Genomic DNA, 12,699 nt, shown 5'->3' with positions numbered 1-12,699 from the left:
TCCTCGGGTGACGGGGGAGAGTGGGCCGTCGACCCCGTATGGGAGACTGGCCGCGATGTCTTCCAGCCTACCTGCGGACCCGGCCGCGGCCCGGAACCTCACCGGCGTCGTCACGCACCTGCGGGCGTCGCTCGCCGGCGAGGACGACTGGCTGCCGCCCGCCCAGAGCGCGATCGTCTTCGTCGTCGACGGGTTGGGCCGCTCCAACCTCGCCGCCCGCTCCGGACACGCCCGCTTCCTCGCCGGCGCGATGACCAAGAAGGACCTCGCGCACACGGTGTTCCCGAGCACCACCGCCGCCGCCCTCACCAGCCTGCTGACCGGGGTCGAGCCGGGTACGCACGGCATCGTCGGGTACCGCCTGCGCATTCCCGGGACGGACGAGGCCCCCAACCAGCTCAAGGGCTGGGAGAGCCACGGTCTCGACCCGCTGACGTGGCAGCGCGCTGAGCCTCTCTTCGCACGGGAGTCCCGCGCGGGACGGCCCTGCTTCGTCGTCACGAAGTCCGAGTACGCGAACACCGGATTCACCGAGGCGACTCTTCGCGGGGCCACGTTCGTCGGGGCCGACGACCTCGACGAACGCATCGAGCGCGCGGCCGACGCGGCGGCCCGGCATCCGGGCGCCCTCGTCTACCTCTACGCGCCCGAGCTGGATTCGCTCGGCCACCGCCACGGGTGGGAGTCCGACGAATGGTCGGCGGGGTTGGAGCGGGTGGATGCCGCGGCGCGGCGACTCTCGCAGCTCGTCGCGCCACGCACCGGTGTCGTCGTCACCGCCGATCACGGGATGGTCGACGTGCCGCGGCACCGCCACCTGCTGCTGCGCGACGGCGACGGACTCACCGACGGCGTGCGGGTGATCGGGGGCGAGCCCCGGATGCTGCACCTGTACGCCGAACCCGGCCAGGCCGCGGCGGTGCACGCCGCGTGGGAGGCTGCGGAGGGTGCCCGGTCGTGGGTGCTCACCCGCGAGGAGGCCGTGCGTGCCGGCCTGTTCGGCCAGACCGATCCCGAGGTGCTACCTCGGATCGGCGACGTGCTCGTCGCCGCCCGCGCCGGCGTCGCCTATTACGACGACCGCCTGAGCGACAAGGGGCCGCAGCGCATGGTCGGCCAGCACGGTTCGTTGACCCCGGAGGAGCGGATCGTCCCGCTCATCCGCATGGGGGCGTACGCGGGCTAGGACTCCTCGGTGCGCGCGCCGAAGACGATCTCGTCCCAGGAGGGCATCGACGGGCGTCCGCCACGGCGTCGTCCGCCGTTGTCGTCGGAGCGCGGCTCCTGGCCGGCTGGGGCCGCGTGCTCGGCCGGCTGTGCTGCGGCGGACCGTGCCTGTGCGGCATCCGCCGACTCGAAGAGCGCGACCGGCGACGGCGACGCGGTCTGCGGCGTGGCCGCCGTTCCGGGGAGCGGTTCGCGCTGACCGCGGCGTCGGCGCAGCGCTTCGAGCAGGTCTGCCGTCTCGGACGAGGTCACCGGCATGTCGGGCGCGCGCTTGATCGCGGCGGACTGCGCCGACTGCCCGGTGGGCGTGCGCACATCGGGGGCGTCGGACTCGGGTTCGGTCTCGAGCGGGCGTCGGGGTCCGAACGCGCCGCTGTCGAAGCGCGACTCGTCCTTGCCCATGGGGTGGTCAAGCGCGCGCAGTCGGGGGATGAGACCCTCGGGCAGCGATCCCTGTCGCGACAGCTGCGTGGCGTCGCTGTTCTGCGGCGCGAGGGTGCTGCGGCGGGGGTCGAACGTCCAGCGGGCGTCGTGGGCCACGTCGTTGGCGGTGAACTCGAGCTTCACGATCCAGCCGGACTGCTCGCGCCAGCTGGTCCAGCGTTCGCCCACGGCGCCGGCCTCGGCCAGCTTGGCGCGCACGGCCGCGCCGAAGGTCGGCTGCGCGTCGGGCTCGAGTTCGCTTCCGACGAGCACGGGGACGGCGAGAGCCTGCCCGACCACGTGCTCACGTTCGGCGAGCACCGGACCCTCGTAGCGCTGGACGTCCTCGAGGCGGGCGCCCAGCAATTCGGCGACCTCGGCCGCCGACAGCCCGGAGCGGATGTGCGCCTGCACGTCGCGGGGACTGGGCTTCGAACCGCGCCGGTCGCCGTCGCGGTCGCGCCGGGCCTTTCGCAGTTCGACGCGCAGCACGTCGTCGATGGGGAGGGCGAAGCGCTCGCCCCTTTCGGTGGCGAGGACGATCGTGCCGTCTTCGGTGCCGATCACCTTGAGCTGTTCCATACGAAACACGCCTCCCAATCTGCCGTGTGCCGCCATGCTGTCACGCCCCGGCCCCACACCCGGGAATATCCAGGGCGCGCCGCGAGTTTCACGGGTCGGCCGTAGGCGCACGCTGGGCGTCCGCCGAGAGCATTTGCGAAAAGGCATCCCGTCATGCAAACTATGGCCGCCCGATCGGGCGAACATGCACGCTGAACTGGAAGTAGAGACGTTCGAGAATGGCCACCGATTACGACGCACCGCGCAAGACCGAGGATGACAGCGAGTCGATTGAGGCGCTCAAAGAGCGCGTGCCCGACAAGCTCTCGGGCGCCGTTGACGTCGAGGATTCCGACAACCCGTCGGGGTTCGAGCTCCCCGGCGCCGACCTCTCCGACCTCGAGCTCGACGTGGTGGTGCTGCCCCCGCAGGAAGACGAGTTCACCTGCTCGAACTGCTTCCTCGTGAAGCACCGCTCGCAGCTCGACCACGATGGCGCCGATGGCGCCGTGTGCCTGGAGTGCGCGGCGTAATACCCGTCAGACGCCCGACCGTGCGGCGCGGATCACCGCGCTGAGACGGTCGGGCGTTCTGCTTGACAGCAGCCACATCGGGGCGGGGTCACGCGGATCCTCGAGCGGGATGCGCACGAGGCCGTCGATGCCGGGACGCACGAGCATCCACGCACGCGTGTCGAGCTCCGGCCCGCGTGCGGCGCGCGCCGCCTCGCCGACGAGGGCTTCAGGGTCGCCCAGAAAGCGCAGCTCGATCTTCGCCCGACCCGCGTACAGCCAGCCGTCGCGCACCTCGATCACGGGGGAGAGGCCCATCATGAGGGCGACCACTGCGACCGTGATCACGCCTCCCACGACCAGGCCCACCGAAGGGTCGAACGCCGTGAGGACGAGAGCGGCCATCGGGCCGACCACCGCGGCGCTCACAAGCACCCAGAGCGAGGGACTGAGCCGCTCGCGATACGCGTATGCCGGGCGCGTGCCGGCCTCTGTCTTCTGCATTAGCCTCTTGTGGTGACCGATTCCGTGGACGTCCCCATTGTTGCATCCGAGGTGCCGGCATACGCCCATCCCGGCGACGCGGGAGCCGACCTGGTCTCGACCGAAGCCGCGCGTCTCGAGCCCGGGCAGCGCGCGCTGATCGGCACCGGCGTGCGCATCGCGCTGCCGGAGGGCTATGCCGCCTTCGTCGTGCCGCGCAGCGGTCTCGCGGCCAAGCACGGCATCACCATCGTCAACGCGCCGGGCACGATCGACGCAGGCTACCGGGGCGAGATCAAGGTCGCACTGCTGAACACCGACGCCAGCGAGCCCTACGACATCGGTGTGGGCGACCGCATCGCGCAGCTGATCGTCATGCCGGTGCCGCGCGCGCGGTTCATCCCCATGGCCGAACTGCCCGACAGCGTCCGCGGGGTCGGCGGCTTCGGCTCTACGGGCTACGACAAGACAGGAACCGACGCATGAGCGACGAAACCCCGCAGGGCGATTCCGCCTCGAAGGCCGCGCCCGACGACCGTGCCACAAACGGGCCGTTCGACGAGTCGGAGGCGAACCCGGTACGCCCGTACATCGACCTGGGTGGCATCAAGGTGCTGCCGCGCGAGGGTCTGAATCTGCGTCTCGAGGTGGAGGAGCAGACCAAGCGCATCGTCGCGGTGGGTCTGGACTACGCCGACTCGACGCTTCAGGTGCAGCCCTTCGCCGCCCCGCGCTCCACCGGGCTGTGGGACGAGACCCGCGAGCAGATCCGCCAGCAGGTGCGCCAGCAGGGCGGACGCGTCGAGGAGCGCGAAGGTCCCCTCGGCCCGGAGCTGCTCGCCGAGGTGCCTGTCGTGGCAACCGGCGATGGCACGCCCGCGGGGATGCGCCTGGCCCGCTTCGTCGGCGTGGACGGCCCCCGCTGGTTCCTTCGCGGGGTCATCGGTGGCGCTGCGACCTCCGACACGGATGCCGCAGCGCGCGTGGAGGATCTGTTCCGCTCGCTCGTGGTCGTTCGCGGCAGCAGCCCCATGCCGCCGCGGGACCTCATCCCCCTGAAGATGCCCGCCACCCCGGGCAGCGCGTGAGCACTCCGTCCGAGGGGCCGGGCACCACACCGCCCGAGCCCGAGCCGCGCGCGAGCGACATCCTCGGGCAGGCGCTCGGCGGCGCCGCACGTCGTGCGGGTCTGGACCCGAACGAGGAGCGACCGACCGGCCACGTCGTCTGGCACGCCATGGGCGGCTGGCGGGGCGTCGCGGAGTCCGTGCTGCCGGGCCTGGTGTTCGTCGTCACCTACACCCTCACCTACGACCCTGCGACCGATGAGTCGAACCTGCCACTCAGCCTGGGGCTGTCGGTCGGCCTCGCGCTGGTGCTCACCGTCATCCGGCTCGTTCAGCGCACCCCGCCATCGGCGGCGCTGGGCGGACTCATCGCCACCGCCGCGGCCGCCGCGCTGGCACTGTTCACCGGGCGCGGTGAAGACAACTTCCTCCCGGGCTTCATCACGAACGCCGCGTACGGGACGGCCCTGCTCGTCTCGGCCCTCATCGGCTGGTCGCTCATCGGACTCGCCGCCGGCTACCTCATGGGTGAAGGAACCGCCTGGAGACGTGACGCCCGTAAGCGCCGCGTGTTCTTCTGGCTCACCCTGGCCTGGTCGGCATTGTTCTTCACCCGCCTCGCCGTGCAGCTTCCGCTGTACTTCGCCGGCGACGTCACCACCCTCGGGACCCTCAAGCTCGTCATGGGCCTGCCGCTGTTCGCACCGCTCATCGCGGTGACGTGGCTCGCCGCGCGCGCTCTCTACCGCCCCCGCCCGGAGTGATACATTTATCTTGATATCAAGATAAATGTCACCCCGGATGGGTAAGGCGCGCCTCACTAGCCGCGATCTGCCGCGCCGGGGGAAGATGGAGGGCGGGCCTGTGTACTGCCCGTTCCCGCGGCCGACGAAGGAGACACGCGTGTCCAGTGTTGACAGCTTCGGTGCCAAGAGCACCCTGACGGTCGGCAGCACCGACTATGAGATCTTCCGCATCGAGACGGTGCCGGGATACGAGAAGCTCCCGTTCAGCCTCAAGGTGCTGCTGGAGAACCTGCTGCGCACCGAGGACGGTGCGAACGTCACCAAGGAGCAGATCCAGGCGCTCGGCTCCTGGGACCCCGCTGCTCAGCCCGACACCGAGATCCAGTTCACGCCCGCACGCGTGGTCATGCAGGACTTCACCGGTGTGCCCTGCATCGTCGACCTCGCCACCATGCGCGAGGCCGTCACGGCCCTCGGCGGCGACCCCAACAAGATCAACCCGCTCTCGCCGGCCGAGATGGTCATCGACCACTCGGTCATCGCCGACCTGTTCGGCACGCCCAACGCACTCGAGCGCAACGTCGAGATCGAGTACGAGCGCAACGGCGAGCGGTACCAGTTCCTGCGCTGGGGCCAGACCGCGTTCAACGACTTCAAGGTCGTCCCGCCCGGAACCGGCATCGTGCACCAGGTGAACATCGAGCACCTCGCCAAGGTCGTCTACGACCGTGAGGTCGACGGCGTGCTGCGTGCGTACCCCGACACCTGCGTCGGCACCGACTCGCACACCACGATGGTCAACGGCCTCGGCGTGCTCGGCTGGGGCGTCGGCGGCATCGAGGCCGAGGCCGCTATGCTCGGCCAGCCCGTGTCGATGCTGATCCCGCGCGTCGTGGGCTTCAAGCTCACCGGCGAGATCCCCGCCGGCGTCACCGCCACCGACGTCGTGCTCACCATCACCGACATGCTGCGCAAGCACGGCGTCGTCGGCAAGTTCGTGGAGTTCTACGGCGCCGGCGTGGCATCCGTCCCGCTGGCCAACCGCGCCACCATCGGCAACATGAGCCCGGAGTTCGGCTCCACCGCGGCCATCTTCCCGATCGATGACGTCACCCTCGAGTACCTGCGCCTCACCGGTCGCCCGGAAGAGACCGTCGCCCTGGTCGAGGCGTACGCGAAGGCGCAGTCGCTCTGGCACGACGCCGACCGCGAGCCCGGCTTCAGTGAGTACATGGAACTCGACCTCTCCACGGTCGTGCCGTCCATCGCAGGCCCGAAGCGCCCGCAGGACCGCATCCTGCTGTCGGAGGCCAAGACCCAGTTCCAGCAGGACATCCTCAACTACACCGATTTGACCGTCGAGGACGCCGTCGAGGTCGAGGGCACGTTCCCGGCCTCCGACCCCGGCACCGCTCCCGGCGTCGAGCACGAGACCGTGTCCGCGGACGGCGTCTCGCACCAGCACGAGGACCAGCACGCCGAGTCCGCTCTGCTGTTCAGCGGCTCAACGCACCCGGCATCCAACCCGGTCAAGGTGACGCCCCCGGAGGGCTCGCCCTACCTGCTCGACAACGGCGCGGTGACGCTCGCGGCCATCACGTCGTGCACCAACACGTCGAACCCGTCCGTCATGATCGCCGCCGGTCTTCTCGCCCGCAAGGCGCGCGAGAAGGGCCTCAAGCAGAAGCCGTGGGTCAAGACCACGCTCGGGCCGGGCTCGAAGGTCGTCACCGACTACTACGAGAAGTCGGGGCTCGACAAGGACCTCGAGGGTCTCGGGTTCTACACCGTCGGCTACGGCTGCACGATCTGCATCGGCAACTCGGGCCCGCTCATCGAAGAGGTGTCGCAGGCGGTCAACGACAACGACCTCGCCGTCACCGCAGTGCTCTCGGGCAACCGCAACTTCGAGGGTCGCATCAGCCCCGATGTGAAGATGAACTACCTCGCGTCGCCGCCGCTGGTCGTGGCCTACGCCCTGGCCGGGTCGATGAACTTCGACTTCGAGACCGACGCGCTGGGCAAGGACACCGACGGCAACGACGTGTTCCTGAAGGACATCTGGCCCGCCACCGACGAGGTGCAGGAGATCATCGACTCGTCGATCTCGCGCGAGCAGTTCATCAAGCAGTACGCGACGGTCTTCGACGGCGACGAGCGCTGGCAGACGCTGCCGACGCCGACCGGCCCGATCTTCGAGTGGGATGAGGACTCCACCTACGTCCGCAAGGCGCCGTATTTCGAGGGTATGACGACCGAGCTGACCCCGGTCACCGACATCCGCGGCGCGCGCGTCATGGCAGCGCTCGGCGACTCGGTCACGACCGACCACATCAGCCCTGCCGGCAACATCAAGATCGGCACCCCCGCCGCGCAGTACCTGACCGAGCACCGCGTCGCGCAGAAGGACTTCAACTCCTACGGCTCGCGCCGTGGCAACCACGAGGTCATGATCCGCGGCACGTTCGCGAACATCCGCCTGAAGAACGAACTGGTCGCCGCCGTCAACGACGGCAAGATCGTCGAGGGCGGTTACACCCGCGACTTCACGCAGCCCGGTGGGCCGCAGTCGTTCATCTTCGACGCGTGCATGAACTACCAGGCGCAGGAGACCCCGCTCGTCGTCTTCGGCGGCAAGGAATACGGCTCCGGCTCGTCGCGCGACTGGGCGGCCAAGGGCACGAGCCTTCTGGGAGTGAAGGCGGTCATCACCGAGAGCTTCGAGCGCATCCACCGCTCGAACCTCATCGGCATGGGTGTCGTGCCGCTGCAGTTCCCGGAGGGGGAGAGCTGGAAGTCCCTCGGCCTGGACGGGACGGAGATCATCTCGATCACCGGTCTCGAGCAGCTGAACGAGGGCGTCACTCCCAAGACGGTGCGCGTGGTCGCCGAGCCCAGCGAGTTCTCGGCCGAGGGCAAGCAGACCGTCGAGTTCGACGCCGTCGTGCGCATCGACACCCCCGGTGAAGCGGACTACTACCGCAACGGCGGCATCCTGCAGTACGTGCTTCGCAGCCTGGTCTGACGCGAGCGCGCACACCCGGCGAACAGGCCCGGAGCCCGACGGCTCCGGGCCTGTTTCCATCCCTCTGCCGGATGGCGCGGGTACAGTGGGAACCCCGTCCCGATCACAGGAAGAGGACACATGTCGCTGCTTGATTCGGTGGACGGCCCGCGCGACCTGGACCGCCTGACGACGGCTCAGCTCGAGCAGCTGGCCGGTGAGGTCCGCGAGTTCCTCGTCGACAACGTCTCCCGTACGGGGGGCCATCTGGGCCCGAACCTCGGCGTCGTGGAACTCACCATCGCGATCCACCGGGTGTTCCACTCCCCGGATGACCCGATCATCTTCGACACCGGCCACCAGTCGTACGTGCACAAGCTGCTCACCGGCCGCAAGGACTTCTCGCAGCTGCGATCGCGCGGAGGGCTCGCCGGCTACCCGCAGCGCAGCGAGAGCCCGCACGACGTGGTGGAGTCCTCGCACGCCTCGAGCTCGCTCAGCTGGGCCGACGGCGTCTCGCGCGCGCTCACACGCACCGGTCGCACCGATCGGCACGTCGTGGCCGTCGTCGGCGACGGCGCCCTGACGGGCGGCATGACATGGGAGGCGCTCAACAACATCACCGACGACAACGACCGCAACCTCGTCATCGTCATCAACGACAACGGCCGCTCCTACGCCCCCACCATCGGCGGCATGGCACGGTACCTCAACCGCGTGCGCACGGCAGAGACCTACCGTTCGCTGCACCGCGGCTCCGCGACCCTCTCTCGTCGCCTCGGCCCCGCAGCGCGGGCGGTGTACCGGGGCGTCCGGGGTGGCACCCACGGGTTCCTGTCGCGGTTCGTCAACAACGCCGCGCTCTACTCGAACCTCGACATCAAGTACCTCGGGCCGGTGGACGGCCACGACATGGCATCGCTGGTCGAGACGCTGGAGCTGGCGAAGTCGTACGGCGCGCCCGTGATCGTGCACGCCATCACCGAGAAGGGCCGTGGCTACGCGCCCGCCCGCAGCGACGAGGCCGACCAGTTCCACGCCGTCGGCAAGATCGATCCCATCACCGGCGAGGCGATCGGCGGCGCGGGATCCGGAGCGTGGACCGACGTGTTCTCCGAGGAGCTCGTCCGCGCCGGTGAGCAGCGCGAGGACATCATCGCGATCACTGCTGCGATGCTGCGCCCGACCGGGCTGCTCCCGTTCGCGCAGCGCTTCCCCGACCGCGTGTACGACGTGGGCATCGCCGAGCAGCACGCCGTGGCATCGGCCGCCGGCCTCGCCTACGGGGGACTTCACCCCGTCGTGGCGCTGTACGCCACCTTCATGAACCGCGCATTCGACCAGGTTTTGATGGACGTCGCCCTCCACAAGGCGGGCGTGACGTTCGTGCTCGACCGCGCCGGAGTCACCGGCCCCGACGGGCCCAGCCACCACGGCGTGTGGGACCTTGCGATGCTGCAGCTCGTTCCCCACATCCGCATTGCCGTGCCGCGCGACGCGGAGCGGCTGCGCGAGGAGTTCCACGAGGCGATCGCCGTCGAAGACGGCCCCACGGTGGTGCGCTTCCCGAAGGGTGCCGTGGGAGACGATCTGCCGGCGATCGAGCGTCTGTCCGACGGCGTCGACGTGTTGGCCCGCAGCGGCGCACAGGACGTGCTGCTGGTCGGCATCGGACCCATGGCGCACCTGGCGATGGAAGTCGCCGAGCGGCTACGGGCGCAGGGGATCGGCGCGACCGTCGTCGACCCGCGCTGGGTCATCCCGGTGCAGCCGTCGATCGTCGAGCTCGCGGCATCCCATCGCCTCGTCATCACGATCGAGGACGGCATCCGCGTCGGCGGCATCGGCACACGGGTGCGCCAGGTGCTGCGCGAAGCGGGCGTGGACACGGCTGTCGACGAGCTCGGTCTTCCCGACGAGTTCATCGACCACGCCAGCCGTGAGCAGATCCTCGCCGACGCCGGCCTCACGGCCGCCAAGATCGCGCAGGACGTGGTGTCCCAGGTGCTGGGAACCCGCATCCCCGTCGCGCGTCCGCCGGCTGATGGCAACGGGACCTGGACGACGGAATCCGTCGACGCCCACGACCACGCGACACCGGGACGCGACGACCGCCGCTGAGCGCAGCGGTCGTCGCCGCGGTCAGGCTCGTCGACGTGAAAGCATGGATGGATGGACACCGCCACCGCCAACCTGACCCGCGGAGAGACAGCAGCACGATCGGCCGCGGTGACCGTGCAGAGCATCCGGGTGGAGCTCGACCTGACCACGGCACCGGACCCTGACCGCACCGGGTTCAGGACCGTCAGCGAGCTGGAGTTCGGCTCCCGCACCGAGTCGACGTGGATCGACTTCATCGGCGAAGCGGTGGAGCTGGTCGAGGTGAACGGCGCCGCTCAGCCGGTGCAGTGGGACGGGGCGCGCATCCGCGTCACGGGCTTGGGGCCCCGCAACACCGTGCGCATCGTCGCCCGCGGCGCCTACAGCCGCTCCGGTGAAGGACTGCACCGCTTCGTGGACCCCGTGGACGGCGCGACGTACCTGTACACCCAGTACGAGCCGGCCGACGCGCGTCGCGTCATGGCGTGCTTCGAGCAGCCCGACATGAAGGCGCGGTACACGTTCGTCGTGACCGCCCCCAAGGGCTGGGAGGTCCTGTCGAACCGCCAGGCGGTCGCCGAGATCGACCTCGGCGACGCCCGCACGACCGAGTTCGCGCCCACCCTGCCGCTCTCGAGCTACATCACCGCCGTCGCCGCCGGGCCCTACCACCGGGTCGACGCGCAATGGAGCCGCGGCGAGCAGACCGTCGCTCTCGGCGTGCTCTGCCGCGCGTCTCTGGCGCGGCACCTCGACGCCGAGGAGATCATCGAGATCACCCGTCAGGGGCTGGACTTCTTCACCGACGCCTTCGCCTACCCGTACCCGTGGGGCAAGTACGACCAGATCTTCGTGCCCGAGTACAACCTCGGCGCCATGGAGAACCCGGGCCTGGTGACCTTCACCGAGGCGTACGTGTTCCGGGGCGCGGCCACCGTTGCGCAGCGCGAAGGACGGGCGAACACGATTCTGCACGAGATGGCCCACATGTGGTTCGGCGATCTCGTGACGATGAAGTGGTGGGACGACCTGTGGCTGAAGGAGTCGTTCGCCGATTACATGGGCGCCCACGCCACGGCCGCGGCGACACGGTTCGGCGACGCCTGGGTCACCTTCGCGGCCCGCCGCAAGGCGTGGGCCTATCAGCAGGACCAGCTGCCGACGACGCATCCGATCGTCGCGGACATCCCCGACCTCGAAGCGGCCAAGCTCAACTTCGACGGCATCACCTACGCCAAGGGCGCCGCCGTACTCAAGCAGCTGGTCGCCTTCGTCGGCGAGGAGGCGTTCTTCGAGGGCGCCCGCCGCTACTTCGCCGCGCACGCCTTCGGCAACACGACGCTGGACGACCTGCTCACCGAGCTCGGGACGGTTTCGGGCCGCGACGTGCGGGCGTGGTCGCGTGCCTGGCTGCAGACCACGGGCATGTCCACCCTGTCCGTCGAGCGGGGCGACGACGGGTTCACCCTCGTGCAGACCGACCCGCGCCCGCATCGGCTGGGGGCAGCGGTGTACCGCCTCAGCGATGGACGGCTGGTGCGCGGCGAGGCCGGTGAGTACGACGTCGACAAGGCACGCACGCCGCTGCCGCTCCCGGACGACGCCGACCTGATCCTGCTCAACGACGGCGACCGCACCTACGCCAAGGTGCGCCTGGATGCCACCTCGCTCGACGCCGTGCAGGCGGCGCTGTCGACGATCGACGACGCGCTGGCGCGCGCGGTGGTCTGGTCAGCCCTCTGGAACGCGGCCCGGGACGGCGAACTGCCCGTCGCACGGTACCTGGACATCGTGCGCCGCCACGCGCCCGCCGAGTCGAACATCGCGCTGCTGACCGACGTGCTGGCCAACGCCGGTTTCGCCGTCGCCCACTACGTGCCCGAGGCGCGGCGTGCCGAAGAGAGCGCGGCGTGGCTGCAGACCACGTGGCAGGGGATGTGGGACGCAGAGCCCGGCAGCGGAGCACAGCTGGCCTGGGCTCGCGCCGTGGGTCACGCTGCCGCCTACGACGGGTCGCGGGCACCTGCGCTGCGCTCCATGCTCGAGGGTGCAGATGCCGCGCCGCAGGGCCTCGCCCTCGACCCCGAGCTGCGCTGGAGCTGGTGGACCGCCCTGGCGACCACCGGCGAAGCGTCGACGGCGGATGCGGATGCCCAGCTGACCCGTGACGATACCGCGACCGGTCGCACCGCCTACATCGAGATGTGCGCCGCCCAGCCCGTCGCCGACGTCCGCGCTGCGGCGTGGCAGCGTGCCTGGGACGACGTGGCCCTCACCAATGACCATCTGAGCGCCACCATCGCCGGTTTCCGCGCGGGCGGGCGGCGCGACCTGATCGCAGGCTTCGATGCCGACTACTACGCCCGCCTCCGCGGGACATGGTCCGAGCGCAGCATCGAGATCGCACGTCGCCTCGTGCGGGGCCTCTTTCCGGCATCCGAGTCGCTCGAACCCGCAGATCGCTGGCTCGCCGAGAACGCCGACGCCCCCGGCGCCCTCCGGCGCATCGTCATCGAGCAGCGTGACCACCTGGCCCGCGACCTGCGCGTGCGCGCAGCGCAGTAGGCAACCGGCGG

The 12,699-nt window shown here is 70.0% G+C and carries 10 protein-coding genes; 8 read left to right on the top strand and 2 right to left on the bottom strand.

Annotation, left to right across the window (positions count from 1 at the left end):
• Positions 1-55 precede the first annotated feature (55 nt).
• Positions 56-1,186, top strand: coding sequence for an alkaline phosphatase family protein (locus QNO21_RS06135; protein WP_257518904.1), 1,131 nt, complete (start codon positions 56-58; stop codon positions 1,184-1,186).
• On the opposite strand, the gene sepH is transcribed toward QNO21_RS06135, so the two are convergent.
• Complete coding sequence (sepH, locus tag QNO21_RS06130) at positions 1,183-2,232, bottom strand: septation protein SepH (protein WP_257518902.1); 1,050 nt, start codon at positions 2,230-2,232, stop codon at positions 1,183-1,185. The two genes, QNO21_RS06135 and sepH, sit on opposite strands and share 4 nt — an antisense overlap.
• 218 nt (positions 2,233-2,450) lie before the next feature.
• On the opposite strand from sepH, the gene QNO21_RS06125 reads away from it, so the two are divergent.
• A complete protein-coding gene (locus tag QNO21_RS06125) occupies positions 2,451-2,744 on the top strand; it encodes a DUF4193 domain-containing protein (RefSeq protein WP_257516535.1) in 294 nt (97 codons plus the stop codon).
• A gap of 6 nt (positions 2,745-2,750) precedes the next feature.
• Here the strand turns inward: QNO21_RS06125 and QNO21_RS06120 are convergent, their stop codons facing one another.
• Positions 2,751-3,227: a DUF3093 domain-containing protein gene (locus QNO21_RS06120; protein ID WP_257516536.1), complete on the bottom strand. Its 477-nt coding sequence runs from the start codon at positions 3,225-3,227 to the stop codon at positions 2,751-2,753.
• 12 nt (positions 3,228-3,239) lie between these two features.
• On the opposite strand from QNO21_RS06120, the gene dut reads away from it, so the two are divergent.
• The 6 genes from dut (at position 3,240) to pepN (ending at position 12,688) form a co-directional block, all read left to right on the top strand.
• Positions 3,240-3,692 (top strand): dUTP diphosphatase, encoded by a 453-nt coding sequence (gene dut / locus QNO21_RS06115; RefSeq protein WP_257518900.1) that lies wholly within the window; start codon positions 3,240-3,242, stop codon positions 3,690-3,692.
• Positions 3,689-4,294, top strand: coding sequence for a DUF3710 domain-containing protein (locus tag QNO21_RS06110; protein ID WP_257516538.1), 606 nt, complete (start codon positions 3,689-3,691; stop codon positions 4,292-4,294). The genes dut and QNO21_RS06110 overlap by 4 nt, the downstream gene beginning before the upstream one ends.
• Positions 4,291-5,037, top strand: a complete 747-nt coding sequence (locus QNO21_RS06105) for a DUF3159 domain-containing protein (RefSeq protein WP_257518898.1) — start codon at positions 4,291-4,293, stop codon at positions 5,035-5,037. The genes QNO21_RS06110 and QNO21_RS06105 overlap by 4 nt, the downstream gene beginning before the upstream one ends.
• Positions 5,038-5,122: 85 nt before the next feature.
• A complete protein-coding gene (locus QNO21_RS06100; RefSeq protein ID WP_257518897.1) occupies positions 5,123-8,044 on the top strand; it encodes an aconitate hydratase in 2,922 nt (973 codons plus the stop codon).
• A gap of 120 nt (positions 8,045-8,164) precedes the next feature.
• Complete coding sequence (dxs, locus tag QNO21_RS06095; RefSeq protein WP_257518896.1) at positions 8,165-10,144, top strand: 1-deoxy-D-xylulose-5-phosphate synthase; 1,980 nt, start codon at positions 8,165-8,167, stop codon at positions 10,142-10,144.
• 51 nt (positions 10,145-10,195) lie between these two features.
• Positions 10,196-12,688 (top strand): aminopeptidase N, encoded by a 2,493-nt coding sequence (pepN, locus tag QNO21_RS06090; RefSeq protein WP_257518895.1) that lies wholly within the window; start codon positions 10,196-10,198, stop codon positions 12,686-12,688.
• Positions 12,689-12,699 lie beyond the last annotated feature (11 nt).

The organism is Microbacterium sp. zg-Y818 (assembly GCF_030246905.1).
GTDB lineage: Bacteria > Actinomycetota > Actinomycetes > Actinomycetales > Microbacteriaceae > Microbacterium.
This window is presented reverse-complemented; position numbering and strand designations above follow the sequence as displayed.